General features: G+C 74.6%; 30 protein-coding genes and 1 pseudogene. 17 read left to right on the forward strand and 14 right to left on the reverse strand.

Annotated features, from left to right (window positions below):
• Positions 1-36 precede the first annotated feature (36 nt).
• The 6 genes and pseudogenes from CLT72_RS03930 to CLT72_RS03955 all read right to left on the reverse strand — a co-directional run bounded on the left by CLT72_RS03930 (position 37) and on the right by CLT72_RS03955 (position 6,146).
• Positions 37-393 carry a YciI family protein gene (locus CLT72_RS03930; protein ID WP_101409555.1) on the reverse strand — a complete coding sequence of 119 codons (357 nt, stop codon included), beginning with the start codon at positions 391-393 and terminating at the stop codon, positions 37-39.
• A 163-nt stretch (positions 394-556) separates the two neighbouring features.
• A complete protein-coding gene (locus CLT72_RS03935; protein ID WP_101409556.1) occupies positions 557-1,222 on the reverse strand; it encodes a hypothetical protein in 666 nt (221 codons plus the stop codon).
• Positions 1,219-3,891 carry an FtsK/SpoIIIE domain-containing protein gene (locus CLT72_RS03940; protein ID WP_101414922.1) on the reverse strand — a complete coding sequence of 891 codons (2,673 nt, stop codon included), beginning with the start codon at positions 3,889-3,891 and terminating at the stop codon, positions 1,219-1,221. Before CLT72_RS03940 ends, CLT72_RS03935 begins: the two co-directional genes overlap by 4 nt.
• Positions 3,892-4,321: 430 nt before the next feature.
• Positions 4,322-5,344: pseudogene (locus CLT72_RS03945) on the reverse strand (hypothetical protein); the annotation flags it as partial.
• Positions 5,345-5,353: 9 nt separating this feature from the next.
• A complete protein-coding gene (locus tag CLT72_RS03950; RefSeq protein WP_089000636.1) occupies positions 5,354-5,614 on the reverse strand; it encodes a hypothetical protein in 261 nt (86 codons plus the stop codon).
• A 124-nt stretch (positions 5,615-5,738) separates the two neighbouring features.
• Complete coding sequence (locus CLT72_RS03955) at positions 5,739-6,146, reverse strand: PIN domain-containing protein (RefSeq protein ID WP_101409557.1); 408 nt, start codon at positions 6,144-6,146, stop codon at positions 5,739-5,741.
• A 163-nt stretch (positions 6,147-6,309) separates the two neighbouring features.
• Between CLT72_RS03955 and CLT72_RS03960 the strand changes: the two genes are divergently transcribed.
• From CLT72_RS03960 to CLT72_RS03965, 3 genes are read left to right on the forward strand one after another with little or no spacing between them, the layout of a single operon-like run.
• On the forward strand, positions 6,310-8,865 hold the full coding sequence (locus CLT72_RS03960; protein ID WP_101409558.1) for an ATP-dependent Clp protease ATP-binding subunit: 2,556 nt from the start codon (positions 6,310-6,312) through the stop codon (positions 8,863-8,865).
• A 13-nt stretch (positions 8,866-8,878) separates the two neighbouring features.
• Positions 8,879-9,046 (forward strand): hypothetical protein, encoded by a 168-nt coding sequence (locus tag CLT72_RS32130; RefSeq protein ID WP_199184466.1) that lies wholly within the window; start codon positions 8,879-8,881, stop codon positions 9,044-9,046.
• The gene (locus CLT72_RS03965) at positions 9,046-9,396 is read left to right on the forward strand and encodes a DUF3140 domain-containing protein (protein ID WP_089000633.1); all 351 of its coding nucleotides are present in this window, start codon (positions 9,046-9,048) and stop codon (positions 9,394-9,396) included. Before CLT72_RS32130 ends, CLT72_RS03965 begins: the two co-directional genes overlap by 1 nt.
• 99 nt (positions 9,397-9,495) lie before the next feature.
• Here CLT72_RS03965 and CLT72_RS03970 read toward each other — a convergent pair whose 3' ends face one another.
• From CLT72_RS03970 to CLT72_RS03980, 3 genes are all read right to left on the reverse strand, one after another.
• Positions 9,496-9,738: a hypothetical protein gene (locus tag CLT72_RS03970; RefSeq protein WP_089000632.1), complete on the reverse strand. Its 243-nt coding sequence runs from the start codon at positions 9,736-9,738 to the stop codon at positions 9,496-9,498.
• A gap of 19 nt (positions 9,739-9,757) precedes the next feature.
• Complete coding sequence (locus CLT72_RS03975) at positions 9,758-10,753, reverse strand: LysR family transcriptional regulator (RefSeq protein WP_101409559.1); 996 nt, start codon at positions 10,751-10,753, stop codon at positions 9,758-9,760.
• An 86-nt stretch (positions 10,754-10,839) separates the two neighbouring features.
• Positions 10,840-11,448, reverse strand: coding sequence for a hemerythrin domain-containing protein (locus tag CLT72_RS03980; RefSeq protein ID WP_101409560.1), 609 nt, complete (start codon positions 11,446-11,448; stop codon positions 10,840-10,842).
• A 212-nt stretch (positions 11,449-11,660) separates the two neighbouring features.
• On the opposite strand from CLT72_RS03980, the gene CLT72_RS03985 reads away from it, so the two are divergent.
• Positions 11,661-12,989, forward strand: coding sequence for a M20/M25/M40 family metallo-hydrolase (locus CLT72_RS03985; protein ID WP_101409561.1), 1,329 nt, complete (start codon positions 11,661-11,663; stop codon positions 12,987-12,989).
• Between the two features lie 59 nt (positions 12,990-13,048).
• Complete coding sequence (locus CLT72_RS03990) at positions 13,049-13,702, forward strand: hypothetical protein (protein WP_101409562.1); 654 nt, start codon at positions 13,049-13,051, stop codon at positions 13,700-13,702.
• Between the two features lie 79 nt (positions 13,703-13,781).
• On the opposite strand, the gene CLT72_RS03995 is transcribed toward CLT72_RS03990, so the two are convergent.
• Positions 13,782-13,973: a DUF5703 family protein gene (locus tag CLT72_RS03995; protein WP_013734349.1), complete on the reverse strand. Its 192-nt coding sequence runs from the start codon at positions 13,971-13,973 to the stop codon at positions 13,782-13,784.
• A 168-nt stretch (positions 13,974-14,141) separates the two neighbouring features.
• Here CLT72_RS03995 and CLT72_RS04000 point away from each other — a divergent pair, with 168 nt between their 5' ends.
• The 3 genes from CLT72_RS04000 to CLT72_RS32135 all read left to right on the forward strand — a co-directional run bounded on the left by CLT72_RS04000 (position 14,142) and on the right by CLT72_RS32135 (position 15,077).
• Positions 14,142-14,621 carry a DUF2975 domain-containing protein gene (locus CLT72_RS04000; protein ID WP_101409563.1) on the forward strand — a complete coding sequence of 160 codons (480 nt, stop codon included), beginning with the start codon at positions 14,142-14,144 and terminating at the stop codon, positions 14,619-14,621.
• Complete coding sequence (locus CLT72_RS04005; protein ID WP_091094605.1) at positions 14,621-14,827, forward strand: helix-turn-helix domain-containing protein; 207 nt, start codon at positions 14,621-14,623, stop codon at positions 14,825-14,827. The genes CLT72_RS04000 and CLT72_RS04005 overlap by 1 nt, the downstream gene beginning before the upstream one ends.
• A gap of 85 nt (positions 14,828-14,912) precedes the next feature.
• Positions 14,913-15,077: a hypothetical protein gene (locus tag CLT72_RS32135; protein WP_199184467.1), complete on the forward strand. Its 165-nt coding sequence runs from the start codon at positions 14,913-14,915 to the stop codon at positions 15,075-15,077.
• 13 nt (positions 15,078-15,090) lie between these two features.
• Here the strand turns inward: CLT72_RS32135 and CLT72_RS04010 are convergent, their stop codons facing one another.
• Positions 15,091-15,945 carry an SseB family protein gene (locus CLT72_RS04010; RefSeq protein ID WP_101409564.1) on the reverse strand — a complete coding sequence of 285 codons (855 nt, stop codon included), beginning with the start codon at positions 15,943-15,945 and terminating at the stop codon, positions 15,091-15,093.
• A complete protein-coding gene (locus tag CLT72_RS04015) occupies positions 15,942-16,361 on the reverse strand; it encodes a YbaB/EbfC family nucleoid-associated protein (protein ID WP_101409565.1) in 420 nt (139 codons plus the stop codon). The genes CLT72_RS04010 and CLT72_RS04015 overlap by 4 nt, the downstream gene beginning before the upstream one ends.
• Before the next feature lie 93 nt (positions 16,362-16,454).
• Here CLT72_RS04015 and CLT72_RS04020 point away from each other — a divergent pair, with 93 nt between their 5' ends.
• Genes CLT72_RS04020 through CLT72_RS04030 form a run of 3 tightly spaced genes read left to right on the forward strand, consistent with a single transcriptional unit; the run spans position 16,455 to position 18,761 of the window.
• Positions 16,455-16,784 (forward strand): hypothetical protein, encoded by a 330-nt coding sequence (locus tag CLT72_RS04020; RefSeq protein ID WP_101409566.1) that lies wholly within the window; start codon positions 16,455-16,457, stop codon positions 16,782-16,784.
• Positions 16,781-17,842 carry a WXG100 family type VII secretion target gene (locus tag CLT72_RS04025; protein ID WP_101409567.1) on the forward strand — a complete coding sequence of 354 codons (1,062 nt, stop codon included), beginning with the start codon at positions 16,781-16,783 and terminating at the stop codon, positions 17,840-17,842. The genes CLT72_RS04020 and CLT72_RS04025 overlap by 4 nt, the downstream gene beginning before the upstream one ends.
• Positions 17,843-17,864: 22 nt before the next feature.
• The gene (locus tag CLT72_RS04030) at positions 17,865-18,761 is read left to right on the forward strand and encodes a hypothetical protein (RefSeq protein WP_101409568.1); all 897 of its coding nucleotides are present in this window, start codon (positions 17,865-17,867) and stop codon (positions 18,759-18,761) included.
• 28 nt (positions 18,762-18,789) lie between these two features.
• Here CLT72_RS04030 and CLT72_RS04035 read toward each other — a convergent pair whose 3' ends face one another.
• Complete coding sequence (locus tag CLT72_RS04035) at positions 18,790-19,761, reverse strand: aldo/keto reductase (protein WP_101409569.1); 972 nt, start codon at positions 19,759-19,761, stop codon at positions 18,790-18,792.
• A 176-nt stretch (positions 19,762-19,937) separates the two neighbouring features.
• On the opposite strand from CLT72_RS04035, the gene CLT72_RS04040 reads away from it, so the two are divergent.
• Together CLT72_RS04040 and CLT72_RS04045 are read left to right on the forward strand one after the other, a co-directional pair.
• The gene (locus CLT72_RS04040; RefSeq protein ID WP_101409570.1) at positions 19,938-20,990 is read left to right on the forward strand and encodes an LLM class F420-dependent oxidoreductase; all 1,053 of its coding nucleotides are present in this window, start codon (positions 19,938-19,940) and stop codon (positions 20,988-20,990) included.
• Entirely contained in the window at positions 20,987-21,823 is an 837-nt protein-coding gene (locus CLT72_RS04045; protein WP_101409571.1) for an undecaprenyl-diphosphate phosphatase, read from the forward strand. Before CLT72_RS04040 ends, CLT72_RS04045 begins: the two co-directional genes overlap by 4 nt.
• A gap of 361 nt (positions 21,824-22,184) precedes the next feature.
• On the opposite strand, the gene CLT72_RS04050 is transcribed toward CLT72_RS04045, so the two are convergent.
• Positions 22,185-22,781 carry a hypothetical protein gene (locus CLT72_RS04050; RefSeq protein ID WP_101409572.1) on the reverse strand — a complete coding sequence of 199 codons (597 nt, stop codon included), beginning with the start codon at positions 22,779-22,781 and terminating at the stop codon, positions 22,185-22,187.
• Positions 22,782-23,120: 339 nt separating this feature from the next.
• On the opposite strand from CLT72_RS04050, the gene CLT72_RS32140 reads away from it, so the two are divergent.
• The 4 genes from CLT72_RS32140 to CLT72_RS04070 all read left to right on the forward strand — a co-directional run bounded on the left by CLT72_RS32140 (position 23,121) and on the right by CLT72_RS04070 (position 25,917).
• Positions 23,121-23,618, forward strand: a complete 498-nt coding sequence (locus CLT72_RS32140) for a hypothetical protein (RefSeq protein WP_199184468.1) — start codon at positions 23,121-23,123, stop codon at positions 23,616-23,618.
• Positions 23,530-24,243 (forward strand): histidine phosphatase family protein, encoded by a 714-nt coding sequence (locus CLT72_RS04060; protein WP_101409574.1) that lies wholly within the window; start codon positions 23,530-23,532, stop codon positions 24,241-24,243. The genes CLT72_RS32140 and CLT72_RS04060 overlap by 89 nt, the downstream gene beginning before the upstream one ends.
• Positions 24,244-24,517: 274 nt before the next feature.
• Complete coding sequence (locus CLT72_RS04065) at positions 24,518-25,102, forward strand: DUF3090 domain-containing protein (protein WP_101409575.1); 585 nt, start codon at positions 24,518-24,520, stop codon at positions 25,100-25,102.
• Entirely contained in the window at positions 25,099-25,917 is an 819-nt protein-coding gene (locus CLT72_RS04070; RefSeq protein WP_101409576.1) for an SCO1664 family protein, read from the forward strand. Before CLT72_RS04065 ends, CLT72_RS04070 begins: the two co-directional genes overlap by 4 nt.
• Positions 25,918-25,987: the final 70 nt, after the last annotated feature.

The raw sequence follows: 25,987 nt of genomic DNA on the forward strand, positions 1-25,987 counted from the left end.
GCGGCCCGGCCCGGCGGCGTGCCGCGGAAGGGCGCCTCAGGCGGGGTTGACCTCCGTGACCGGGCGGACCTCGATCGGCAGGGTGGTCGCCCGGGACAGCTTCTCCGCCCAGCCCAGCGCCGCGTCCAGGTCGGGCGCGGCGATCACGGTGAAGCCGCCGGGATGCTCCTTGCCCTCGGCGTACGGGCCGTCCGTCAGCGACGTGCCGTCGTCGTCGACCCGGACCACCCGGGCGGTGTGCGCCAGGTCCAGCTCGGCGCGGAAGACCCAGGCACCCGCGCTGCGCATCTCCTCGTTGACGGCCTTGACGTCGCGCAGGATCGGTTCGAGGAACTCGGGCGGCGGCGGGCTGTCCCTGTCGGGCTGGATCACGTTGAGCACGAAGTTGGGCATCGTACGCTCCCTGTCGTCGGGTGGGGCCGTCGTCGTCCGGCCTCCACATCTACACGACCGGTCGGCGGGCGCACCGACAACGCGCTGCGGCAACCCCGCCCGGATCCTCGACCTGACCCGCGCCGCACCGCCACCTTCGCCCGGACGCCGCCGCGACGGCGGATCAGCGGCCGGCGACCAGCAACGCGACGGTGGTCACCAGCCCGGCGACGAGCACGACGGTCATCGGCCGTGGGCCGAGCACGGCGTGCCGGCGGTCGGCCAGGACCTTCGCCGGCACCAGACCGACCAGCGGGCCCAGCAGCGTCACCACCAGGGCCAGCACCGGCAGCCCGACCCCCAGCTCCCCGCCGTACCGCTCGCCCGCCGCCCGGGCCGCCCCGCCGAGGGCGTACGCGAGCACCGCGCCGGCCACCCCGCACAACGCCAGCAGGGGGTTGACCGAACCGGGCAGGTCACCCGGCTGGCGGGTGCGGACGAGCAGGTCGCGCACCCCGGCCAGCAGCGGAGCCGGGTCGCCCGTCGCGCCGGGCACCGGCGCCGGTGGCCCGCCCGCCCGGCGGCCCGAACCCCCGAGCCGACCGCGCAGCGCCTGCCACAGGTCGGCGACCTCGGCGTCCACCCGTTCCTGCTCCTCCCGGGCGTCCACCAGCTCCTGCTCCGCGCGCCGGAGCGCGGCTTGCGCCTCGGCGACGGCCCGCTCGGCGGCGGCACACTGCTGGGCGTGCCAGGTGTGCGCCTCGTCCCGCTGGGCGCGCACCCGGGCGCTCAGCTCCGCCAGCCGACGGATCTGGGCGGCGTACGACTCGCTGGTCACCGGTTCGTTCATCGCGCCGGCCCGTAGGGAATGATCACCTGACCGGTACGGTGCACCGCCCGGTCGAAGAACAGCCCCCGCCAGGGGCGGGGATACCAGTCCGGGCCGCCGGTGCCCGGGTACAGCGAGGAGCCCAGCTCGCCGCCGTGGGCGTCCAGCGCCACCCAGGCGCCGATCTGGTCCGTCCGGGCCGCCGGCCCGCCGAGGTCGACCCGCATCCGGGCGACGCCGCGCCACCAGGCCAGCACGTGGGTGCGCCGCTCCGGCCCGTCGTGCAGGATCCGGCGCAGCTCCTCCAGCCCCGTACGCCGGCCGATCCGCGTGGCCAACGCCCCGGCCGCCGCGTCGACGGCGAACAGCAGCAGGTAGTGCGGCATGCCCGGCGCCCCGAGCCCCTCGGCGGTCTCGGCCATCAGCTCGCCCACCGTCTCCTCGTCGTACCAGGCCGCGTCGTCGGCGAGATCCTCGTAGAGGGACCGGGCGGCCGGGTCGGCGTCCGGATCGAGGCAGGCGATCGAGAACCGGGCCGTGCCGGGGCGGTGCTGGCGGGCCAGGGAGCGGGCCGCCGCGTCGAGCACCGCGCACGCCTCGTCCACCCGGGTGCCGAGCACCGCCAGGTTGCGGCCGGGCGCCCGGGGCAGCCGCAACGCCGCCGAGCGGGACTGCACGTCGATGATCTCCCCGAGCAGCGCCACCGGCGTACGGGGGTGCCCCGTCTCCGGCGCGGTCAACGCCCGGAAGTCCGGCGCGTCGGCGAGCCGGGGGATCGCGTCGCCGTCGAAGAGCCGGGCCGGCGCGGCGTCCTGCGGGCGCATCCGCCACAGCCGGTGCTGCAACTCGCTCCACGTCTCCCAGTCGCTGGCCGACGGGATGCGGGCCACCTGGTTGCCCTCCGCCATGCCCGACTCCGCGTTGACCACCGCGTGGTGGCGCGGCAGGGACTGGGCGGCGTCGTTGCGCTCGGCGAGGATCCGCAGGGCCTTCGGCAGGGCGATGCGCAACGTGAACTGCGCGACCAGCGCGGGACGACCCCACAGCGCCTCGATGCCGCGTACGTCCTGCGAGGCGAGCACCAGGTGGATGCCCTGCGACCGGCCGCGCCGGGCCAGGTCCTCCAGCAGGTCGGCGGCCTCCCGGGCGACCACGTCCCGCCCGGCCAGCAGCATCTGGAACTCGTCGACCACCGCGACGATGCGCGGCCAGTGCCCCGTCGGGTCGACGGCGCGCAGCTCCGCGAGCTTGGTGACCTCGTGCTTCTTCGCGGCGTCGGCGCGTCGGCGCAGCTCCTCGGCGAGGAAGCGCAGCAACGCCAGGCCGAACTCCCGGTCGGTGTTGACGTTGATCCCGACGAGGCGCATGTGCGGCAGCCAGCTCGGGTCCCGCCGGCCCTTGGCGAACCGGGCGAAGGACACCCCCTCCTTGAAGTCCAGCAGGTAGAACTCCAGCTCGGCGGGGGAGTAGCGGGCGGCCAGCGCGCCGATCCAGGCGAAGATCAGGTTCGTCTTGCCGGTGCCGGACGGACCGCCGATCAGCGCGTGCGGTGGATAGTCGCCCAGGGTGAGCAGCACCGGCCGTCCGTGCGGCCCCTCACCGATCGGGGCGGTCAGCCCGGTCGCGGAGTCCTCCCGCCACATCTGCTCGGGCGGCGGCAGCAGGTCGGTGAACGGGGTGGGCGCCGGCCCGGCGTTGACCCGTGCCGCCACCTCCCGGCAGGTCTCGGTGACCAGCACCGGCGGGGGCGGCGGGTCGAGGCGTACGGGCAGGCCGCCCGGCCCGCCGATGCGGGCGCCGTCGGTGTGCGCGCCGACCCGGGTCACGGTGGGGTCCTCGGGCAGCGACACGCCCCGCACCACCAGGTGCACGCCGCAGGCCGCCCCGGTGCGGACCACCCGGTCGAGCTGGCCGCGTTCGTGCCGGGACAGCTCGTCGCCGCCCAGCAGCACCGCCACCCGCCACGGTTCGGGCCGGCGTCCGGTGGCGGCGGCCAGCTCGCGCAGCGAGACGTACTCCCCGGCCAGCACCGTCTCGTTGATCCGGCGGATCTGCTCGACCAGGTCGTCGAGCAGCCGGGCCAGCCCGCCCGGGCCGACGAAGGTGAGCAGCCCGGCGGTGCCGAGGGGGGCGAACCCGGCCAGGCCGCCGCCCAGGTGCTCGGGGTCGTAGCCGACCAGCCGGACGGCGCCCGGGTCGGCCCGCCCGACGCCGCGCAGCAGCAGCGCCGACACCACCGCGTCGCAGCCCACCCGGTCGTCCCCGGTCAGCTCGACGTGGCCGGCGTCGAGCAGCGGCACCAGCGCCGGCACCGGTTCGGCGCCGGGGATGCGTACCGTGCCGACGCGCAGCGCGCCCGGCGGTTCGGCCCGCCGGCTCGGGGTGGGGCGCCACCGGGCCCAGTCCGCGGAGGCCGCCCCGGGGGCCTCCCGCTGCGCCGCGTCCGCCGCTCGCCGGGCCAGCTCCGCGATGCGTTCGGCGTGCCGCTCGTCGATCTCGGCCAACCGTCGGTCGCGCTGGGCACCGACCCGCTCGGGCACGACCGCCGCGGCGCGGCGGACCTTCGCCAGCCGCTCCCGGGCCGTGGTCAGCTCGGTCTGCGCGGTGGACAGCCGGGTCCGGGTCGCGCCGAGGGCCTCGCCCAACATGCCCCGGACCCGGATGACCAGCTGGCTGCGCCGGTCAGCCATCGACGCCCCGCCCGCGCGGGTCCGTCCCGGCGCCCCGGGCCGGCCGGCCCGTTGGCGGGCTCGACCAGACGCCGCCGGGCCGTCGCGCGCCCGTCGCGCCGTCGACCGCTGTGCCCTGTCGCGGCGCCGCGCCGCCCGTCGATCCACCGGGCCGGGCACTCGCCGCCCGGTCGTTCGTCGGGGCGGGACGCTCGTGCGTCGCCGCCCGGTCCCGCGCCGGCCCGGCCCGCTCGGGGGTCCCGGCCCGCTCGGCCGAGTCGGCCCGGCCGGTTCGTGCCGCCCGCTCGGCCGCGTCGGTTCGCGCTGCCCGCTCGGCCGCGTCGGTTCGCGCTGCCCGCTCGGCCGCGTCGGTTCGCGCTGCCCGCTCGGCCGCGTCGGTTCGCGCCGCCCGCTCCCGGGCCGCGCTGGCCTGGTCGTGGGCGGACGACGCGCGCTGCTGGGCCGCCGCGACCCGCTCGCGTGCGGCGGCCACCCGGCCCTTCGCGGCGGCGGCGCGACGCTGCCACTCGGCGTCGTCGGCCCGGTTCCGGGCGGCCTCGGCCTGCCGCTCCCGCTCGTCGGCGGCAGGCCGCTCGCGGGCGGCCCCGGCCTGCCGGGCCCGCTCGTCGTCGGTGGGCAGGTCCCGGCCGAGCCGGGCCAGCAGCACCCCGGTGACGACCCCCGCGGTGACCGCCGGATCGGCGGCGTGCGGCTGCTCGGCCTCGCCGCGACGCGGCGGCGGCATCCGGCAGATCCGGGTCAGCAGGGTGTCCAGCACCGCCGGGGGCAGGCCGGGCAGCAGGTCCCGGACCCGGCCGTCCAGCTCGCGGTGCAGCCGGCCCAGGTCGTCGGCGCGCGGCGGGTGCCCGAGCAGCTCCCCGGCCAGCTCGCGCAGCAGCGGCGGGGCCACGGCGGCCATCCCGAGACCGACGTCGGCGTGCGCGCGACGCAGCTCGGCGTGCAGCCGGTCGCGGTCACCGGCCCGGACCCCGCCGACGACCCGGCGCAGCAGCTCCCGGGCGTCGTCGACCTTCTCGTCGGGCTGCTCCGGCGGACCCTCCCGGCCGCCGGTCAGCTCCGCCACCCGCACCGACCACCAGCGGCGGGGCGTCACGTCGGCGGCCGGTTCCGGGGCCGCCGCGCCCGGGATGGCCTCGCGCGGTGCGTCGTGCACCGGCCGGCGCTGCTGCTCCGGCGGCCTCGGGGGCGGGGAGCCGTCGGCGGCCAGCCCGATCGCGGCGAGGTACGCCGACAGTTGCTCCTGCGCGACGCGCAGCGCGTAGCCGGCGGTCTCGGCGTGCTCGGTGGCGGCGGAGAGCTCCGGCACCCCCATCGGGTCGGCCGACTCCTGGCGCACCCAGCGCAGCCGCTCGGCGGCCAGCCCGAACTTCTCCAGCGCCAGGGCCAGCTGGGCCAGCGGCAGGTCATCGGCGGCGGCGCGGACCTGTGCGCCGACGTCCTCGACGATGGACACGGCCGGACCTCAGAGCGTCGCGACGTAGAGTTGCGCCTGCTCGACGGCGACGAGTGTCGCGGCGAGGCACTCCTCCAGCTCCTGGCTGGCCTGGGTCAGCGACGACTGGGCCGCCTCGACCGTCTCGTGCCCGCTGCCCTCCAGCGCGCCGGCCAGGGTCTGCTGCGCCTCGGCCAGCTTCTCGCCGGCCGCCTGCACGGCGCTCTGGCCGTCGCCGATCTGTTGCAGCGCGACATCGATGGCTGCCTTGAGCTCGGCGACGCTCGCCACGGCGAAACCTCCTGGGGGCGGGGAGGCCTCCATTAGAGCCTATCCCTCACGGTGAGAGAACATCCGCCCTGTCAGTGTTCCTGCCCCGCTGACCGGTTGTCGACCGGAAGCGCCGACAGTCCGATCAGCGGGACCCGCCGGACAGGGTGGTGCCGTCGCGCAGCCAGCGTGGCCCGTACACCTCGGCGCCCTGCGCGGTGACGCGTTCGCGCAGCTCACGGTCGGCGGTGACGACCAGCCGCCGGCGCTGCGGCGCGGCGGCGACCAGGTCGACGACGGCGTCGTCGCCGGAGCCGGGCGCGGCGACCACCCGGACCCCGGCGGTGCCCGGCACGTCCCGCGCCCGGCCCTCCACCACCAGCACCACCTCCACCGGGGGCGGCAGCTGCGGGGGCAGGCCGGCGTCGGCGACCGGGGCCAGCGAGTCGCGCAGCCGGGCGGTCGCGCCCGCGCGGTCGCGCCACCAGCCGTCCGGGCGGGATCCCACCACGTTGGCGGCGTCCACGATCAGCAGCGGCGTCGTCGCGTCCATGCCGTCAGCCTGCCACCCGCCCGCCCCGCGACCGCGCAAGGTGCCCCTGACCTGCCGCGAGCGTCGGCGGGGCGCCCCGGTCCGCCCGCACGGCGGCGGCGTTTGTCGCGACGGACGCCGGGTAGCCCCTGGCGACCGTCGCGCCCGACTGCGGAGGACAGACATGATGGGACCCGGTGACTTCGGCTCCGACCCCTGGGACGAGTTCCTGGCCCGGTACTTCGGCCGGGGCGAGGGGGGACGCCGACCCGCGCACCGGGTCGACATCACCCGGCTGATGACCGCCGACGCCCGGGAGATGCTGGCCGACGCGGCCCGGCGGGCCGCGCAGCGGCAGAGCACCGACCTCGACACCGACCACCTGCTCTGGGCCGCGCTGCAACGCGAACCGCTGCGCGACCTCGTCCGCCGCGCCGGCGCCGACCCGGACACGCTGCTCAACGCCCTCGGCGGGCGCGGCGACGGCGCGCCCAAGGGCGAGGTGCCGCCCAACCTGTCGCTCACCCCGGCGGCCAAGCGGGCGTTGCTCGACGCCCACCAGCTGTCCCGGGCGATGGGCGCCAACTACATCGGCCCCGAGCACATCCTGATGGCGCTGCCGCTCAACCCCGAGTCCCCGGCGGGCCGGATGCTCGCCGCCGGGCGGATCCAGCCCGAGTCGTTGCAGGCCGCCAGCGCCGAGCGCGGCCCGGCGAACGGGCCCCGGCCCGACCGTGGCACCCCCACCCTGGACCAGTACGGCCAGGACCTCACCGACCTGGCCCGCAACGACCAGATCGACCCGGTGATCGGCCGGGCCGAGGAGATCGAGCAGGCCGTCGAGATCCTGTCGAGGCGGACCAAGAACAACCCGGTGCTGATCGGCGAGGCCGGCGTCGGCAAGACGGCGATCGTGGAGGGCCTGGCGGAGCGGATCTGCGACGGCGACGTACCGCAGACGCTGCTCGGCAAGCGGGTGATCCAACTCGACCTGGCCGGGTTGGTGGCCGGAACCCGGTACCGGGGTGACTTCGAGGAGCGGCTGAAGAAGGTCATCGACGAGATCCGGGCGCACCGCGAGGAGCTGATCGTCTTCCTGGACGAGATCCACACCCTGGTCGGCGCGGGCGGGGCGGGCAGCGAGGGCGGCATGGACGCCTCGAACATGCTCAAGCCGGCGCTCGCCCGCGGCGAGCTGCGGGTGATCGGCGCGACCACGCTGGACGAGTACCGCAAGAGCATCGAGAAGGACGCGGCGCTGGCCCGCCGGTTCCAGCCGGTGTTCGTGCCAGAGCCCACCGTCGACGACACCGTGGCCATCCTGCGCGGGCTGCGCGACCGCTACGAGGCCCACCACCAGGTGCGCTTCACCGACGAGGCGCTGATCGCCGCGGCCGAGCTGTCCGACCGGTACGTCACCGACCGGTTCCTGCCCGACAAGGCGATCGACCTGATCGACCAGGCCGGCGCGCGGGTGCGGCTGCGCACCCGTACCCCCGCCTCCGACGTGCGGGAGCTGGAGACGCAGCTCGACGAGGTACGCCGCGACAAGGAGCAGGCCGTCGCCGACGAGCAGTACGAGAAGGCGTCCGCGCTGCGCGACCGGCTCGCCGAGCTGGAGGAGCAGATCCGCCTGGCCCGTGGCGACGAGGGCGGTTCGTCGCAGGTGCCGGCCGTCGGGCCGCAGGAGATCGCCGAGGTGGTCTCCCGGGCCACCGGCATCCCGATCAGCCAGCTCACCGAGGAGGAACGCGACCGGTTGCTGCGCCTGGAGGGCCACCTGCACGAGAAGGTCGTCGGCCAGGAGGACGCGGTCACCGCGGTCGCCGAGGCGGTGCGCCGCTCGCGTACCGGGCTGGCCGACCCGAACCGCCCGATGGGCAGCTTCCTCTTCCTCGGGCCCACGGGCGTCGGCAAGACCGAGTTGGCGCGGGCCCTGGCGGAGGCGCTGTTCGGCGAGGCCGACCGGATGGTCCGGGTGGACATGAGCGAGTTCCAGGAGCGGCACACGGTCAGCCGGCTCGTCGGCGCCCCGCCCGGGTACGTCGGCTACGAGGAGGCCGGCCAGCTCACCGAGGCCGTCCGTCGCCGCCCGTACGCGGTGGTGCTGCTCGACGAGATCGAGAAGGCCCACGCCGACGTGTTCAACATCCTGCTCCAGGTGCTCGACGAGGGGCGGCTCACCGACAGCCAGGGCCGCACGGTCAACTTCAAGAACACCGTGCTGATCATGACGAGCAACCTGGGTTCGGAGCTGATCACCGGCGCCCAGCGCGCCGTCGGGTTCGGCACCGGCGCCGAGGGCGGCGACCAGGAGCGCGACGAGCTGCGCGAGCGGCTGATGCGCCGGCTCCAGGAGAACTTCCGGCCGGAGTTCCTCAACCGCATCGACGAGGTGATCATCTTCCGTCGGCTGGAGGCCGAGCAGCTGCGCCAGATCACCGGCCTGCTGCTGGAGGAGACCCGCCGCCGGCTGCACGCGCAGGACATCCAGGTCCACTTCACCACCCCCGCCATCGACTGGATCGCCGAGCACGGCTACCAGCCGGAGTTCGGTGCCCGGCCGCTGCGCCGGGTCATCCAGCGGGAGGTGGACAACCAGCTCTCCCGGATGCTGCTGGAGTCGGCCGTCTCACCGAGCCAGAAGGTCACCGTGGACGCCCGTGACGGGCGGCTCGCCTTCGACGTGGCGGCCGGCGAGCGCGGCTACACCCCGGCCACGACGTCCCATCCCCGCTGACCGGAGGACGGACATGACCGAACCCGAGGAGACCCGGGACGAGAGCGAGCGCACCGATCCGATCCTGGCCCCGCCGACCGCGAACCCCGCCCGGGTGCGGGTACCGCCGGAGGGCGTGGGCCAGCAGGGCGACGACCCGGAGCCGGCGGAGTCCGACCGCCGCCGTCGAGAGGAGGGCTGATGGTACGCGAGCAGCGGCTCGAACCCGAGGTGGAGGTGCTCTGGGACGACTTCCACGCCCAGGTGAACGTCCCGTCGGAACAGTTGCGGCAGTGGCTGCTGACCCGCGGCTCCGGGGAGGAGTCGTTCGGGCCCGACCCGGACCTCGACCTGCCCGGGCTGGGCCGGCGGATCCTGCGGGTGCTGAGCAAACGCAAGGTCGACCTCACCCCGGAGGACATCCGGGTGATGCGGGACGCGATCGACGAGATCCAGTCCCTGCTGGACGAGAAGCCGCCACGCGGCAACGCCGACGACGAGTGGCGCCACGCCCTGCTCGACCTGGGCCACGACGTCCTCGTCGAGCGCTGACCGGGGCGCACGACGCTCCTCGGGCAACGGCGACGGGGGCGTACGGCGCCTCGCCGAACGCCGGGCCGGCGACACCGGGGTGTCGCCGGCCCGGCGTGGTCAACCCTGGTCGCTCTCCAGGCTTCCGATCGTCAGGCCTGCGGCGTCCGCCGCCGCCTCGCGGTCGGCGCGCGTCTGCTGCTCGCGGGTCAGCAGGTTGGCGTACTCCGTGACGTCCGCCGGGTCGGGCACCTCCGGCAGGCGACGCAGGAACGCCTCCACGTCGCGGGCGGCGGCGGTGTGCGCGGCGGCGGCCTGCCGGAGGATCTCCCGGTCGTCGGCGGCGGGGTAGAGATCGGTCATGCCCGCCTGATACCCGGCGTCACGCCGTTCGCACCCCGTCGGCCCCGGCAGCCGTCAGCCCCCGTGCCCCGTACGCGGGGTTGCGCATCAGCCAGGCCAGGTACTCCGGGTGGGCCGCCAGGGAATCGGTGTACGCGGCCAGCGCGTGCTCCAGCACCAGCTCGGCGTCGCGGGCGGCGGGGGAGTCCGGGTGCCAGCCCAGCATCAGCCGCCAGCGCAGCGGCGTCCCGGCCAGCATCCGGGTCACCAGCCCGGCGACCGGGCGGAAGGTGGCCTGGCAGAGCGCGATGGCCTCGCCCGAGTCCACCATGTCGATGCAGCAGCGCACGTCGGTCTCGTACACCTTGCGCGGGGTGAAGCCGGCGCGGGCGCAGGCGGCGGCGAAGCAGTCGCCGAAGCAGCCGTCGCCGGGCGCGGCGACCCACTGCTCGCGGCTCAGGTCGACCAGGTTCACCTCCGCCCGCCCTGCCAGCGGGTGCTGCTCGGGCAGCAGCACCAGCACCGGGTCGACCGCCACCTCGCGCCAGCTCAACCCGAACTCGGCCGGCGGGGCGGCGTCGCCGCACACCCCGATCAGCGCGAAGTCCAGCCGACCGCCGGCGACCAGCTGGGCCAGCTCCTCGGCCGACCAGGAGGCGTGGGTGGTGATCTGCGCGGGCGGGGGCTCGGCGGCGAGCCGGTGCACCAGGCGGCCGAGGATGGGGCTGTTCACCCCGCCGAAGCGGTACCGGCGCGGGGCGTCCCCCGCGCCGGCCAGCCGCGCCGCCTCGTCCTGCAGGCCCTTCATCGCCGGCAGCAGCACCCGGGCCCGGGCGAGCACCAGCTCGCCGAGGGCGGTCGGTCGGGCGCCGCGGCGGTCCCGCTCGAACAGCGGCCCGCCCAGGGTCCGCTCGATGCGCTGGAGCTGGGCGGTGAGTGCCGGCTGGGCCAGGCCGAGCGTCGATGCCGCCTTGGTCACGCTCCCCGTCTCCGCGATCGCGCAGATCACCCTCAGGTGTCGCAGCTCCAGATTCATACCGTGACGGTATGACCCCGTAGCGGCCGACGGAAGGGCCTGGACAGATCAACGGTCTCCGATCTGTCCGACGCGGCCCCGCCGGCTCAGGCCGGCGGTGGCCCGGTCAGGTCGGCCAGGTAGGTGGGCCGGCCGGTGACGGCGTCGCGGACCTTGTCGACGACCCCCACCGCGGGCTCGACGACCCGGTTCCACGGCGGGGTCGCCGGCGTGCCCGGGTGCGGGCGGGTGGGGGCCGCCTCCTCGGCGATCTCCAGCCGGTTGCCCAGCCGGATCAGCTCCTCGGCGCTGGCCACCTCGCGCAGCGCCGCGACCAGCGCGCCCGCCTCCTCGACGTGGCGGTGCACCCGTGCGGCGACGTCGCCGAGCCCGTCGTCGGCGAGCCCCCGCAGGGCGGTCAGCAGGGCGCGGTCGTCGGCGATGGCCCGGTCGATGCGGCCGGCCGCATCGGGCAGGGCGGCGCGCACGGCGGGCAGCAGGTACTGCTCCTCGGCTGAGAGGTGCCGGGACAGCGCCGCGGTGAGCACCTCCAGGCCGCGCCCCGGGGCGGGCTCCGGGCCTTCGGCGGTGAGCCGCCGCAGCAACTCCCGCAGCTGGCGGTGTTCGGCGTCGAGGATGTCGGCGATGCTGCGCCCGCCCGGACGGAAGTCCTTGTCCTCTCCGGTCGGCGGCAGCGGTGGCAGGGGAACGGTCATGGTGCCCTCCTCTGGTGGCGGGCGAAGCATGTGGTGGGGAGCGGTCGCGAGCGGCGGTACCCGGCCCCGCCGGCGGCGAAACCGCGCCCGGTCACCGACGGCTTCCGCACCCCGGCGGGTACGCGGCCGGCCCGGCCCACCCGGTGCCGAGGCGGGCGGCGCCGGCGGGGCGGGACGACCGCACCGGGCCGGCGGGCTGGTATGAAGAAGCGATGACGAGCGACGCCGCCTCCGCCCGACCCGACCCCACCGACGAGGTCGTCGACCTCTGCCGCGACCTCCTGCGGATCGACACCACCAACACCGGGGACAACGACACCAGCGCCGGGGAACGCCTCGCCGCCGAGTACGTGGCGGAGAAGCTCGCCGAGGTGGGCGTCGAGCCCGTCATCCACGAGTCGGCGCCCGGCCGGGCCAACCTCGTCGCCCGCATCCCGGGCACCGATCCGAGCCGCGGGGCGCTGCTCGTGCACGGCCACCTCGACGTCGTGCCCGCCGACGCCGACGAGTGGTCGGTGCACCCGTTCTCGGGCGAGCTGCGCGACGGCTACCTGTGGGGCAGGGGCGCCATCGACATGAAGGACTTCGACGCGATGGTGCTGGCCGTGGTGCGGCACTGGCAGCGCACCGGGGTCCGCCCGCCCCGCGACATCGTCCTCGCGTACACGGCCGACGAGGAGGCGGGCAGCGACTACGGGGCGCACTTCCTCGTCGAGCGCCACCGGGATCTGCTCGACGGCTGCACCGAGGCCATCGGCGAGGTCGGCGGTTTCTCGTACTCGGTGAACGACAGCCAGCGGCTCTACCTGATCGAGACCGCCGAGAAGGGCATCGACTGGCTGCGCCTGCACGCGAAGGGCCGGCCCGGGCACGGCTCGATGGTCCACGACGACAACGCGGTCACCGCGCTCGCCGAGGCGGTGGCCCGCGTCGGCCGGCACCGGTTCCCGGTGGTGGTCACCGACACCGTGCGGGCGTTCCTGGAGGAGGTCTCCGACCTGCTCGGCATCGAGCTGGACCCGGAGGACCCGGAGACCGCGATCGCCAAGCTCGGGCCGATCGCCAACATCATCGGCGCGACGATCCGCAACACCGCCAACCCGACGCGGCTCGCCGCCGGGTACAAGGACAACGTCATTCCCGGCCGGGCCACCGCCACCATCGACTGCCGCAGCCTGCCGGGGCAGTCGGAGCTGCTGGAGCGGCAGCTGCGCGAGCTGGTCGGTCCGGACATCGTCATCGAGTACGTGCAGCGCCAGCCGGCGCTCGAGACGACGTTCGACGGCGACCTGGTCGACGCGATGTCGGCCGCGCTGCGCGCGGAGGACCCGGGGGCGCGGCCGGTGCCGTACATGCTCTCCGGCGGCACCGACGCCAAGGCGTTCTCGCAGCTCGGCATCCGCTGCTTCGGCTTCGCACCGCTGCGGCTGCCCGCCGACCTGAACTTCTCCGCGTTGTTCCACGGCATCGACGAGCGGGTTCCGGTGGACGGACTACAGTTCGGCGTGCGGGTTCTCGACCGGTTCCTCCGCACCTGCTAGCCCCCGCCAGGAACCCGGTGTTCCGGCGGGAACCTCTGATCGTGAAGGGACTGACCCACATGACCGACCAGCACGGTGAGCTGGACGCCGCCCTCGAGCGCGTGATCGATGCGGCCCGCCACCACCTGGCCGCCGTCCGTGCCGCGCAGGGCCGCATCGACGACGACGACGTCTGGCAGGCGTACGTCGCGCTGAACAACGCGTCCTTCGCGTACGACGAGCAACTCCTGGACGCCTTCGGCGAGGTCACCCCGTGGGACGTCGAGTCGATCGACCCGGAGGAGGCCGACCAGCGCTTCGGCGACGTGGAGGGCGTGGAGCCCACCGACCCGCATCCGCGGGTCATCTCGGTGCGCCAGCGGCGCGACTACCGGGTGCCGAGCGTCTCGGCGCTGATCCGCGTCGCCGAGGCGGCCCGGCGGGAGGGCACCCCGGCCGAGGACGAGCCGGAGCCCGTGGAGGGCGTCGGCGAGGCGGTGCTGGAGCTGCTGCAGAGCGGCGACGGCTCGCTCGGCGCGCTGGACGTGCCGGAGCTGGAGCCGCTCGACGGCGTGGTCATGGTCAGCGAGGTCGGCACCCCGGTCGACCTGGAGTCCTTCGACGACGACGACCCGGCTGGCCCGTTCCAGCCGGCCGCCGACGACCGGCTGGTCGGCCGGCTCGACGAGCACCCGTTCATGGAGCTCGACGAGGAGCACGACCACGCCCACTAGGCGCTGACGGCCCGCCGACGCGGCGGTGAAGGCCCGGGGCCGACCGATCGGTCGGCCCCGGGCCTTGCGCGTGCCGGGCTCAGTACGACAGCCCCGGCTGCGGCTGGTTGACCCGGCGGCGGCGCAGCACCACCTGTCGCGTGCCGTCGCGGTAGAGCCGCACCCGCGCCAGCTCCCATCCGGAGAACTCCGCCTGGATCGCCAACTGCGCCGCGGCGGTCAACCGGTCGACGTTCGGCGGCAGCCGCAGCGGCGCGTACTCGTAGTCCATGAGCCCTATGCTGCCCAGCCCGCCGGCCGTTTGCCACCCCCTCGCCGGTGACCCGCACCGCCGTCGCCGGGCGCGGTGCGCGCCGGCGGCCCGACCGGTCGCGCCCCGGCGCGGCGGGCGTACGGCGAACCGATTGACTTTCGATAGGTTGCAAGTGATAGTCGATGTATGTTGAACGAGCATCGAGCGGTAGCGCCGCTCCGAGTCTTCCTCGTGGTGCTGTTCGGGATCCTGGTCATGCTCCAGACCTTCTCGCTGCCCGGGCAGTTCGCACACATGGCGCAGGAGTCCCCGGACCTCGCCTACCTCAGGTGGCCGATGACCGCCGTCGCGGTGTTCTGGGTGCTGTGCGTGCAGGTGGTGGTCGTCTGCACCTGGAAGCTGCTCACCCTGGTCAAGCACGACCGCATCTTCAGCGACGCCGCGCTGGCGTGGGTGGACGCGATCGTGTGGGCGATCGTCGCCGCCTGGGTCGTGCTGCTGGGCGTCTTCCTCTACGTCGGCTTCAACGCCACGGACCCGGGGCTGCCGCTGCTGCTGTTCCTGCTGCTGGTGGGCGTCGCCGTGCTGGGTCTGCTGATGGTGGTGATGCGCGCGCTGCTGCGGCAGGCCACGACGCTGCGGACCGACATGGAGGCGGTGATCTGATGCCCATCGTCGTACGCATCGACGTCGAGCTGGCCAAACGCAAGATGAGCGTCGGCGAGTTCGCCGAGCGCGTCGGGCTCACGCCCGCGAACGTGGCGGTGCTCAAGAACGGCCGGGCCAAGGCCGTCCGGTTCAGCACCCTGGAGGCCATGTGCCGGGTGCTCGACTGCCAGCCCGGCGACCTCCTCGAATGGGTCGAGGAGTGAGCCCGCACGGCGCGCCGCGCGCCAACGACCACGAACCGCCCGCCGGCAGCTCCGCGACCGGCCCGGCCGCCACCAGGGGGACGTCATGAAGTACCTGAAGTACCTGCTCGTCCTCGTCGCCGTCGCGCTCGGCGTCGCCGGCGTCGTGCTCGGGGAGGCCGACGACTCGCCGGGCCTCCAGCTCCTGGGCGTCGTGCTCGTCGTCGGCGCGATCGCGTTCGGCGTACGGACCGTGCGGCGCGGCAGGTAGCGCGCGGCGACGGTCAGCCGGTGGGCGGGTTCGCCGCCAGCAGGGCGGCCAGCGACGCCGCGCCGAGGGCGAGGGCGCGCGGGGTGCCCGCGTCCACCACCAGCCCCCACGTCGGGTCGGGCCAGTCCGCGAGCAGGTCCGCGCAGGGCACGGCGACGAACGGCACGCCCTCCCCGGCGAACGCGGTCAGCGCGTCGGGGGAGGTGAAGACGGGCAGCAGCGGCGCGCCGGTCGGGTCGGTGACGATCGTCCACGGCACGTCGCGGTCCGGCCCCGGCTCCGCCGCCAGCGGTACGCAGACCGCCGCGGCGGCGAGGATGCCGAGGTAGCCGGGCAGGTCCCGCCGCGCGCCGGCGTCGCTGAGCAGGTCGAGCACGGACACCCCACCGGCGGGCGGCTCACCGGCGGGCGGCTCACCGGCGGGCGGTTGCCCAGCGGTCCGCTCCTCGGCGGCCAGCGGGTCGGCGGGCGGTTCCCCGGCGGCCCGGACGCGGGGCACCGGCGGGACGGTCGGCTCCGGCCGCACCCGGGGGCCGGTGGGCGGGAGGATCTGGCAGGACAGGGCGCCGGGCTCGGTGGTGAGCACCGTGGCGGCGGTCCGCGCGGCGAACCCGCTCCACCAGCGCAGTCCCTCGGCGGTACGCGGCGTCTCGTACCACCAGCCGCCGGCCCCGCGCGGCGCCTGCCAGCCGAGTTCGGCCAGGCGTGGCTCGTCGTAGGGCGGGCATACCCCGCGCACGGTGTTCCGGCGCACCATCAGGTGCAGCCGGCGGGGGCCGGCGGCGAGTTCCAGGTCGGTGTCGCGGTCGCAGCCCGACAGCGTGTCGTGGAGCCGGGCGACGATGTCGGGCCAGCCCGGCGACGTCATGCCGGCGGCCCCGCGAGCCGCCCGTCGAGGCGCCCGAGGCGTCCCATGGCCTCCTCCAGGCGACCCAGCGAGGCGAAGTCGCCGGGCGTGCCGAAGATGCCGTTCAGCCCGGCGCCGAGCGTCGCGTCGAGACCCTCGGTGCGCTCGTTGAGCTGCTCCGTCGCCGCCGCCCGGGCCTGCCGGTACGCCTGGAGCACCATGGCGGCGAGATCCTCCGTGCCCACCCGCAGCGCGGTCGGGGCGAAGCTCAGGTCGGTGAGCTCGCCGGTGGCGTCGACGGTCGCGGAGACCAGGCCGCTGTCGTCCGTGGCGGTGCCGCTCAGCTCGTCGAGGTCGTCGGTGAGCCCGGCGAAGCGCCGCTCGATGTCGGCGAGCCGTCCGGCGAGGGCGTCGAACGCGGACAGCGGGTCAGACATGGGAACCTCCCGTACGCGGTGTCGCCCGGGGTGGCGGCGGGCGGCGGCATGATCGTATCGTCGTCCCGCCGGTGCGAGTGGGGGAGGAACGGCGTGCCTGACATCGACGTCGACGTGCAGGCGGTACGTCGGCTGGAGGCGACGGCGAAGCGGGTGGCCACCTCGCTGAGCGCGCTGGAGAGCCGGCTCACGTCCGCCGGGGACATCCCGGACGGGGCCTTCGGGCACCTGCCGTTCGTCAGCGACATGCTCCGCGACAAGTACGCCGAGCAGGTCACCGGCGGTATGGAGCTGTTCCGCTCCGGCCACGACGCGTTCGAGCGGGTCGGCGGCGCGCTGGGCGCGACGGCCGAGTCCTACGAGCGCAACGAGCAGGACATCGACGCCTCGTTCCGCGCCATCGGCGCCGGGATGCCCCGGTGAGCGGGCCCGCGGGCACCGCCGTCGAGCTCTGGAACGGCATCGACAACGCCCTGTCCGGCGTGGACAAGGTGGTCGACAGCGTCTGCCGCACCCTCGCCTGGCCGCTGATCCAGCTCGTCGACCTCGTCGACGGCGAGCCGGCCGCGCTGCGCGCCAAGGCCACCGAGTGGGACGCGCTGGCCACGCAGGTGCGGGAGCTGGCGATGGGCCACCGCAGCGTACGCCTGGCCGAACAGGCCGGCTGGCGCTCGCCGTCCGGCGAGGCGTACGGGCGGCGGATGGCCGACGTCGAGCAGCAGCTGCTGGACGTCGCCGAGCAGTTCGCCGCCACGGCCGAATACCTGCGTGGCGTCGCCGACGCGTTGCAGACCGTGCACGACGTGCTGGTCGACATCTGCGTCGAGTTCGTGAACTTCCTGCTGGTGACGCTGGTCACCGCGCTGCTGATGGCCCCGTTCACCGCCGGTGCGTCCTGGGCGGCCGGCGTGGCGCTGGGCGTCACCCGGGGCATGATCGCGCTGGCCCGGATGCTGAAGATCATCCGACCGTTGGCGACGCACCTGCAGAAGGTCATCCGGCTGCTGCAACGGGTCCTGCTCCACCTGCGCAAGCTGCGCAACCACCTGGACAAGCTGGTCGACAAGCAGAAGGCGCTGCGCGCCGGCCAGAAGTACGCCGACAGGCGCCGCGCCGCCGGCGACGCCGACAAGTGGCACCACAGGTTCACGGACCCGGCGAAGGGCACCTGGAAGCTCGGCAAGTCCGGCACGCCGTTCGACATGAGCACGTTCGAGCGCCTCGGCGCACTGCGGGCGCACGGCATGGCCGACGGGGCACGGATGATCGGCCGGGACTGGGCCACCAACCTGCCGTGGAACATCCCGAACTCCGTCGTGCACGGCGTCACCTGGGGCACCGTGGCGATGGTCTCCGGGCTGTCCGTGCCCGGCATGGACCAGGTCGGCGACAAGGTCGACGCGGCGGTGCAGGGCGGCGCCGAGTGGATCGACCAGAATGTCTTCGGGCAGCCGCCGGCGGGGCAACCGGCCGGCAGGTGACGGCCGACCGAGGGGGTATGAGGTGTCCGAGGGGCGCAGCCGGCTGGGCCGGCTGACCGACGCGGTGCTGGGCGGCGCGCGTGCCGCCCGGGAGAAGGCCCGGGAGCTGCGCGACGAGTTCCGTACCACCGACGAGCCCGAGCGTGCCCTCGTCGCGCCCCTGCTGCCGGGAGAGGAGATCCGCTACGTCGGCCTGGCGCCGGTGCGGGCTCCGGAGAACCACCGGGCCGGCAGCCAGCTCGCCGACCGGGTCAACGCGGAACTGGCCGAGGCGCTCGACCCCCGCGCGCTGTTCGGGCTGCTCAACATCGTCAACCCGGTCGCCTGGGTGGACGCCGTGCTGACACCCGTACGCGTCGCCGCCGGCGTCCTGCTGCTGCCGGGCAAGGCCGCCGTGCTCGCCGCGGGCACCCCGGAGGCGGCCGAGCCCGAACCCGCGCCGGGCGCCGCGTCCCGGGAGCCGCTGCCGCTCACCGACGAGCAGGAGGCGTTCCGGGCGCTGTTCCGGCTCAGCCGCTACCGGCCGCTGGCCGACCAGCTCGCCGAGATCGCCTACCGGCGGCGGTACGTCTTCAGCGGCGACCTGGCGACGCTCGCCGGCAGCCTGCTGCTGTTCCTCGAGCGCTACACCGGCACCCCGCTGGCGGTCACCGACACCCACCTGCACCTGCTGCGGATGGGCCGCCGCCCCGACCCCGACCGCGAGGACCGCCGGCGCCCGCAGGTGCTGTGGAGCGTGCCGCGGCAGCGCGTCGCCCGCATCGAATCCGAGCACGGGGCCCGCCTGATGCAGTTCCCGTCCACCATCGTCTTCGACGACGGGTCCTGGATCAGGATCGTCAACCCCGCCACCCGCGACGACCAGGCCCGCTTCCTGGCCGCCGTACGCGAGCTGCCCGGCGCTCGCCCGGCGGCCTGACCGCGCGCTCGCCCCGCGCGACGCGGGGTCAGCCGTCGCGCTCGGGATAGCCCACCGGCACCGCCGACACGTCGTCCAGCGCGGTGACGATCTCGTCCGGCAGGGTCACCCGCTCCACCTGGAGCGCGCCGAGCAGCTGCCCGACCGTCCGCGCGCCGAGGATCGGGGCCACCACCCCGGGCCGGTCGCGGATCCACGCCAGCGCCACCTCCGTCGGGGAGACACCCAGCCCGCCGGCCGCGATGGCGACCGCCTCCACGATGCTGGAGCAGCGGGGCTCCAGGTAGGTGGCGACGAAGCGCTCGAAGTGCGGCGAGGCCGCCCGCGAGTCGGCGGGCCGGCCGTGGCGGTACTTGCCGGTGAGCACCCCGCGACCCAGCGGCGACCAGGGCAGCACCCCCAGCCCGAGGGCCTCGCACGCGGGCAGCACCTCCCGCTCCACGCCCCGCTCCAGCAGCGAGTACTCGACCTGCGCGGCCACCACCGGGGCGCGCCCCGGCCAGGCGGTCTGCCAGGCCGCCGCCCGCGCGGTCTGCCAGCCGGCGAAGTTCGACACCCCGACGTAGCGGACCCGGCCGCTGGCCACCGCGTGGTCGAGCGCCGCGAGCGTCTCCTCCAGCGGGGTGTCCGGGTCGTAGCCGTGCAGCTGGAACAGGTCGACGTGGTCCGTGCCGAGCCGGCGCAGCGAGGCGTCCAGCGTACGCAGCAGGTGGCCCCGGGAACCGTCGCGGCGCCGGCCGCTGCCCGGGCGCAGCCCCGCCTTCGTGGCGATCAGCAGCTCGTCGCGGGGTACCAGGGAACCCAGCAGCGACCCGATGACGGCCTCGGCGTCGCCGTCGCCGTAGACGTCGGCGGTGTCGATGAGGTTGCCGCCCGCGTCGAGGAAACTCTTCAGCTGGGCGGCCGCATCGTCGGCGTCGGTGTCCCGGCCCCAGGTCATGGTGCCGAGCGCGAGCCGCGAAACCGCCAGCCCGCTTCGGCCGAGCGGTCGCTGTTGCATGGGTGAACCTTATTTCGAACCAGGGCCCGCCGATATCCTCGCCGCCGTCAAGTGTGTCGGGCGCGTCGCCTTTCCGACCGTCCGGGCGACGCCCCGGTGGGGGCGACCGGTGGTCGGGCCGTCTTCCGGCATTGCGTAACCTGATGCGACCTGTGGTGCGGATGGGGGAGGACCTAGTGCGACTCGGGCTCAGCCTCGGATACCAGACGGCGTGGAGCACACCAGCCGATCACCTTGCGTTCGCCCAGGAGGCGGACCGGCTCGGCTACTCGGTGGTGTGGGCGGCGGAGGCCTACGGCTCCGACTCGCCGAGCATGCTCGCCTGGATGGCCGGGCAGACGGAACGGATCGACCTGGGCAGCGCGGTGATGCAGATCCCCGCCCGTACCCCGGCGATGACCGCGATGACCGCGGCGACCATCGACGCGCTCTCCGGCGGCCGGTTCCGGCTGGGCCTGGGCGTGTCGGGCCCGCAGGTCTCCGAGGGCTGGCACGGCGTGCGGTTCGGCAAGCCGCTGGCGCGGACCCGCGAGTTCGTGGACATCGTGAAGCTGGCCGTGGCGCGCAAGTCGGTCGCGTACGACGGCGAGTTCTACACGCTGCCGCTGCCGGACGGGCCGGGCAAGGCGCTGAAGCTGGGCTTCCACCCGCCGCGCGAGCACATCCCGATCTACCTCGCGGCCGTGGGCCCGAAGAACCTGGAGCTGGCCGGCGAGATCGCCGACGGCTGGCTGGCCGTCTTCTACGCCCCGGAGTTCGCCGAGGAGCAGCTCGCGTCGGTGCGCGCCGGGCGGGCGAAGGTCGGCAAGGAGCTGGCCGGCTTCGACGTGGTCCCGTCGGTGCCCGTGGTGGTCGGCGACGACATCGCCACCTGCGCGGAACTGGTCCGTTGGTACGCGGCCCTCTACGTCGGCGGCATGGGCAGCCGCCAGCAGAACTTCTACAACCAGCTCGCCACCCGGATGGGCTACGGCGACGCCGCCCGCGAGGTGCAGGACCTCTACCTGGCCAAGCGGCAGCGTGACGCCGCCGCCGCGGTGCCGATGGAGTTCATCGACCGCACCTCGCTGCTGGGCCCGAAGGAGCGCATCGCCGAGCGGATGCGGGAGTACGCGGCGGCCGGCGTCACCACCCTGTCGGTGAGCCTGTTCGCCGCCGACCGGGACAGCGGCCTGCACACCCTGCGTACCGTCGCCGAGGCGCTGGACCTCTCGGGAGTCGGGGAGTGACCTGGATCGAGGCCATCGTCCTGGGCATCGTCCAGGGACTGACCGAGTTCCTCCCGGTCAGCTCGTCCGGTCACCTGCGGATCACCTCGGCGATCTTCTTCGACCAGGACGCCGGGGCGTCGTTCACCGCGGTCACCCAGTTGGGCACCGAGGCGGCGGTGCTGATCTACTTCGCGAAGGACATCTGGCGCATCACCCGTACGTGGCTGGTCGGCATCCGGGACAAGTCGGTGCGCTCCAGCCTCGACTACCGGATGGGCTGGTACGTCATCGTCGGCTCGATCCCGATCGGGCTGTTCGGCCTCCTGTTCAAGGAGCAGATCCGCACCGCCGGCCGCAACCTCTGGCTGGTGGCCACCACGCTCATCGTGTTCGCGTTCGTGCTGGCGTTCGCCGAGTACTGGGGGCGGCAGACCCGCACCCTGGCGAACTTCCGGATGCGCGACGGTGTGGTGATGGGTTTCGCCCAGGCGATGGCGCTCATCCCGGGGGTGTCGCGCTCGGGCGGCACGCTCACCGCCGGGCTGCTGCTCAACCTCACCCGGGAGGCGGCGGCGCGTTACTCGTTCCTGCTGGCCATCCCGGCGGTGGTGATGTCCGGGATCTTCAGTCTCGAGGATGTCTTCGAGCCGGCGGCCCCCGGCACCTCGGTGCCGAGCGTGGCCCAGATGGTCGTCGCCACGATCATCGCCTTCGGCGTGGGGTACGCGGCCATCGCCTGGCTGCTGCGCTACGTCGCCCACCACACCCTCTATGTCTTCGTGCTGTACCGGGTCGCGCTGGGCACCCTGGTGCTCGCCCTGCTGATGACGGGCACCATCAGCGCCACCTGATCCGCCACCCACCTCCACACCGGCCCTCGTTCCGCAGCAGCGGACGGGGGCCGGTCCGTGTCCGGCCCACCGCCGGCCGTGACTGCCTGCCTGGCGCCTTGGCGTCTGGCGCCGCACTCTCTCGCCGGATCGCGTCAGCCGTGCTCGCCGTCCTCACGTCGAGATCTTGGACGGTTGTCGTTGGGTGAGCGGTAACTGTCCAAGATCTGGTGGCGGAGACGCCAGCGGCCGGCGCCCCTGTCGGGGTGCCGGCCGTGGGGTGGTGGGGTGTCGTGGTGGATGTGCCGCTGGCCGGCACCCCGGGTTCGGGTGCCGGCCAGCGATCCCCTTGTGGTGGAAAGTCTGTGTCCGTGGTTGCGGGTCAGCTGTTCCAGTGCTCGGCGACCAGGTCGGCGGCCATCTGCTCCCACTGGGCGTAGTGGTCCGGGTACGCCGACACCTGCACGGTCTGCGCGGCCTTGGTCAGGGGCATGTCCTGCCACCCGTCGACCTGCTTGAGACCCTTGAGGAACGCGGTGGTCGAGTACTCGGGGTCGGTGATCTGCTCGACCGTGCCCCAACCACTGGACGGACGCTGCTGGAACAGGCCCTGCGAGTCGTGGTCGTTGCGGTCACCCAGATGACCCAGGTTCTCCAGCTTCGACTCCTGCAGGGCGGTCGCGATCGACACGACGGCGGCACGCTCGTCCATGCCGGCCTTCTTCGTCGCCGCGATGATCGCCTTCACGTTCTCCACCTGCTCGTCGGACAGGTCGATGCGCGACTGGGCGCCCTGCACACCGTGCGGCACCAGCTTGCCCTTGTCCACGGCCGGCTTGTCAGCCTGCATGGCCACAGCCGCCACGGGCGTGGTGTCGACAGTCGTCGGGGTGCTGTCGGTCATCGGGCCGGCGGCCACACCACCGGCGAACGCCAGACCGGCGATACCGAGAACGCTGTTACGAATGAACGTGTTCATGGGGGACGCTCCATTCGGGGGTTGGCACCACACACCGAAGGGGGATCGACTCGGTGTGCGGGTGCAAGCACCGTCCGGCGCTCGATGAACAACGGGGAGCCTCCGGCGGCCTGCCGGAGGAAAGATCAGAGTCGGCCGCGTGGGGCGGAGGGGGATGCCCTGCACGTGGGCCGGGACCATGTGTAACGACCGGCCGACCGCCATCATTCCGGGGCCCGGGCTCTGGCCACCTGCCCGGGAGGCGGGCGTGCCCTGCTCGGTCGTACGCATGGTGTAACGACCCGGGGCCGGCCACGATTCCGCCCCCACGATGGTCCCGGTCACACCTCGAAACCGGACATGCGTCTCGTTGTCGACTCGTTTCGGACGGGTCTGATGCGGGTTGTGGTGGGGCGTTCCGGATCGCTGTCGGTCGGGGTGGAGGGGTGGCGAAGCGCGTGTCAGGGGATGAACCCGACACGTGGGTGTCGGGTGATGTCCGTTGGTGGCTTCCGGGCTCGGTCAATGGTCAGCCGAGCCGGTCGGGCCGGCCCCGGTTGCGAGATCTTGGCGAGGGCCGGCCCCCGGAGGGGCACACTCGTTCCAAGATCTGCCGACGCCGACGCCGACGCCGACGCCGACGCCGACGCCGACGCCGACGCCGACGCCGACGCCGACGCCGACGCCGACGCCGACGCCGACGCCGACGCGGGCCATACCGCGCACCGGGGAGGCACCCGTGGCCGGACGCAGGTCATAGGGTGGTCCCGTGGCGACCCTTCTGCTTCTGCGACACGGCCGGACGACCGCGAACGCCGACGGCGGGCTGGCCGGCCGTCAGCCCGTGGAACTGGATGAGACGGGCCGGGCCCAGGCGAGCGCCGTCGGCGAGCGGCTGCGGGCCGTGCCGCTCGCGGCGGTGGTGACCAGCCCGCTGATCCGGTGCCGACAGACCCTGGAGCTGGCGTTGCCCGGGGTCGCCCCGGTGGTGGAGGAGGGGCTGATCGAGTGCGGCTACGGCGCCTGGGAGGGGCAGCCGCTGAAGAAGCTCGCCAAGGAGCCGCTCTGGCCGGTGGTCCAGCAGCATCCGAGTGCGGCGGTCTTCCCGGAGGGGGAGGCGATGGCGGCGATGGCGGCGCGGGCGGTCACCGCGGTGCGTACGTGGGACGCCCGGATCACGGCGGAGCACGGCCCCGAGGCGGTCTGGCTGGCGTGCAGCCACGGCGACGTGATCAAGGCGATCGTCGCCGACGCGCTCGGCGTACACCTGGACATGTTCCAGCGGATCGTGGCCGACCCGGCCTCGGTGACGGCGATCCGCTACACCCCGCTGCGGCCGTTCCTGATGCGACTCAACGACACCGGCGGCGACCTGGCCGGGCTGGTGCCGCCGCCGCGCAAGCGGCGCCGACGGGCGACGCGGGCGGCCGGGGCGGCCGACTCCGACGCGCCGGTCGGCGGCGGCGCGGGGGCGGGCCGGTGACGGGCCGGCGGCGACCCGACCCACGGCCTCGCCGCAGGGCGGGGCGGTACCCGGGCGTGGCGGCCGTCCTGCCCGCGACGCTCGCCCCGGCCGACGAGGAGTCCGCGCGCCGGTGCGGGCCGGGAGTCCCGTCCGCGACGCTGCGGCGCGGGACCGGCGTCTGGCCGGCCGCCACGCCCGGGTGCGGCGCACGGTGTGCCGGGCGCGGCGGGCGCGCGGCGATTCACGTCGGTGGGGTGCGCGGCGCTGTGGCGCGCCGGATAGGGTCGTGGGTATGACCCACCAGGTGCACGCCTTCGAGCCGCCGGAGCGGTTCGTCGCCGGGACGGTCGGGCCGCCGGGGGAGCGCACGTTCTTCCTCCAGGCGCGCGGCGGTGGCCGGCTGGTCAGCGTCGCGCTGGAGAAGGTCCAGGTGTCGTTGCTCGCCGAGAAGCTCGAGGAACTGCTCTCCGAGGCGCAGCGCCGCTTCGGCGTGGAGCTGCCCGAGCCGGTGGCCGTCGTCGGCGACAACGACCCGCTGGACACGCCCGTCGACGAGGAGTTCCGGGTCGGCACGCTCGGGCTGGCGTTCGACGTCGACACCGCGACCGTGGTGATCGAGGCCATCGCCGTGGGCGAGGCGGAGGCCGAGGTCGACCTCGGCGAGCCCGACGACGACGAGGACGCCGACGACGAGGACGAGGAACCGGACGAGGACCTCGACCGGCTCCGGGTGCGGCTGACCCCCGAGACGACCCGCCAGTTCATCGAGCGGGCCCGGCGGGTGGTCAACGCCGGCCGGCCGCCCTGTCCGCTGTGCGGCCAGCCCCTCGATCCCGCCGGTCACCTCTGCCCGCGCCACAACGGTTACCACCGGTGACGTCGTCGGACCTGCAACCCCGACAGGACGGTGAGGCCGCGCTCCGGTTGCTCCGCGACGGCCACCTCGACCTGGAGGGGCGGCTCGTCGACGCCTCCAACACCACCCTGCGCGGCATCCTCACCCTCGACGGGGTGACGGCACGCTGCGTCTACAAGCCGGTGCGCGGTGAGCGCCCGCTGTGGGACTTCCCGGACGGCACGCTGGCCGGCCGGGAGGTCTCGGCGTACGTGGTCTCCCGGGCCACCGGCTGGGACCTGGTCCCGCCGACGGTGTTGCGCGACGGCCCGTTCGGGCCCGGCTCCTGCCAGCTCTGGATCGACGAGCCGGAGGAGGCCGAGCCCCTGGTCGGGTTCGTGCCGGCCGACGCGCTGCCACCCCGCTGGTTCCCGATCGCCGCGGCGCGCGACGACGACGGCACGCCGTACGCGCTGGCCCACGCCGACGATCCGAGGCTGGCCCGGCTCGCGGTGCTCGACGCCGTGATCAACAACGCGGACCGCAAGGGCGGGCACGTGCTAATCGGCGCGGACGACCGGATCTACGGCGTCGACCACGGGGTGAGCTTCCACGTCGAGGAGAAGCTGCGCACGGTGCTCTGGGGCTGGGCCGGCCGGCACCTGCCGGCGGACGCCGTGGAGATGCTCGACGCGCTCGCGGGCCAGCTGCCCGGGGCGCTCGGCGCCGAGCTGGCCGAACACCTGACCGTCCGGGAGGTCGCCGAGGTGGCGGCCCGGGTCGACCGGCTACGGCACACCGGCCTGTTCCCGCAGCCGTCGCAGGACTGGCCGGCGGTGCCCTGGCCCCCCATGTGAGTGCCGGCCGACCGTCGCGCGGCGCTGTCATGTTGATCACTGTGGGCCGGTCCTGCCGCGCGGCGCCGGC

The sequence above is a fragment of the Micromonospora sp. CNZ309 genome (assembly GCF_002846525.1).

What these genes read in the sequence shown, in the direction of transcription:
- CLT72_RS03990 (WP_101409562.1), top strand. Translation starts at nt 13,049, where the DNA reads ATGACCGACCAGCACGGTGAGCTGGACGCCGCCCTCGAGCGCGTGATC.
- CLT72_RS04005 (WP_091094605.1), top strand. Translation starts at nt 14,621, where the DNA reads ATGCCCATCGTCGTACGCATCGACGTCGAGCTGGCCAAACGCAAGATG.
- CLT72_RS04035 (WP_101409569.1), bottom strand. Translation starts at nt 19,761, where the DNA reads ATGCAACAGCGACCGCTCGGCCGAAGCGGGCTGGCGGTTTCGCGGCTC.
- CLT72_RS04010 (WP_101409564.1), bottom strand. Translation starts at nt 15,945, where the DNA reads ATGACGTCGCCGGGCTGGCCCGACATCGTCGCCCGGCTCCACGACACG.
- CLT72_RS03995 (WP_013734349.1), bottom strand. Translation starts at nt 13,973, where the DNA reads ATGGACTACGAGTACGCGCCGCTGCGGCTGCCGCCGAACGTCGACCGG.
- CLT72_RS03965 (WP_089000633.1), top strand. Translation starts at nt 9,046, where the DNA reads ATGGTACGCGAGCAGCGGCTCGAACCCGAGGTGGAGGTGCTCTGGGAC.
- CLT72_RS03955 (WP_101409557.1), bottom strand. Translation starts at nt 6,146, where the DNA reads ATGGACGCGACGACGCCGCTGCTGATCGTGGACGCCGCCAACGTGGTG.
- CLT72_RS32130 (WP_199184466.1), top strand. Translation starts at nt 8,879, where the DNA reads ATGACCGAACCCGAGGAGACCCGGGACGAGAGCGAGCGCACCGATCCG.
- CLT72_RS32135 (WP_199184467.1), top strand. Translation starts at nt 14,913, where the DNA reads ATGAAGTACCTGAAGTACCTGCTCGTCCTCGTCGCCGTCGCGCTCGGC.
- CLT72_RS03940 (WP_101414922.1), bottom strand. Translation starts at nt 3,891, where the DNA reads ATGGCTGACCGGCGCAGCCAGCTGGTCATCCGGGTCCGGGGCATGTTG.
- CLT72_RS04000 (WP_101409563.1), top strand. Translation starts at nt 14,142, where the DNA reads ATGTTGAACGAGCATCGAGCGGTAGCGCCGCTCCGAGTCTTCCTCGTG.
- CLT72_RS03930 (WP_101409555.1), bottom strand. Translation starts at nt 393, where the DNA reads ATGCCCAACTTCGTGCTCAACGTGATCCAGCCCGACAGGGACAGCCCG.
- CLT72_RS04065 (WP_101409575.1), top strand. Translation starts at nt 24,518, where the DNA reads ATGACCCACCAGGTGCACGCCTTCGAGCCGCCGGAGCGGTTCGTCGCC.
- CLT72_RS03970 (WP_089000632.1), bottom strand. Translation starts at nt 9,738, where the DNA reads ATGACCGATCTCTACCCCGCCGCCGACGACCGGGAGATCCTCCGGCAG.
- CLT72_RS03980 (WP_101409560.1), bottom strand. Translation starts at nt 11,448, where the DNA reads ATGACCGTTCCCCTGCCACCGCTGCCGCCGACCGGAGAGGACAAGGAC.
- CLT72_RS04015 (WP_101409565.1), bottom strand. Translation starts at nt 16,361, where the DNA reads ATGTCTGACCCGCTGTCCGCGTTCGACGCCCTCGCCGGACGGCTCGCC.
- CLT72_RS04050 (WP_101409572.1), bottom strand. Translation starts at nt 22,781, where the DNA reads ATGAACACGTTCATTCGTAACAGCGTTCTCGGTATCGCCGGTCTGGCG.
- CLT72_RS03935 (WP_101409556.1), bottom strand. Translation starts at nt 1,222, where the DNA reads ATGAACGAACCGGTGACCAGCGAGTCGTACGCCGCCCAGATCCGTCGG.
- CLT72_RS03960 (WP_101409558.1), top strand. Translation starts at nt 6,310, where the DNA reads ATGATGGGACCCGGTGACTTCGGCTCCGACCCCTGGGACGAGTTCCTG.
- CLT72_RS03975 (WP_101409559.1), bottom strand. Translation starts at nt 10,753, where the DNA reads ATGAATCTGGAGCTGCGACACCTGAGGGTGATCTGCGCGATCGCGGAG.
- CLT72_RS32140 (WP_199184468.1), top strand. Translation starts at nt 23,121, where the DNA reads ATGCGTCTCGTTGTCGACTCGTTTCGGACGGGTCTGATGCGGGTTGTG.
- CLT72_RS03985 (WP_101409561.1), top strand. Translation starts at nt 11,661, where the DNA reads ATGACGAGCGACGCCGCCTCCGCCCGACCCGACCCCACCGACGAGGTC.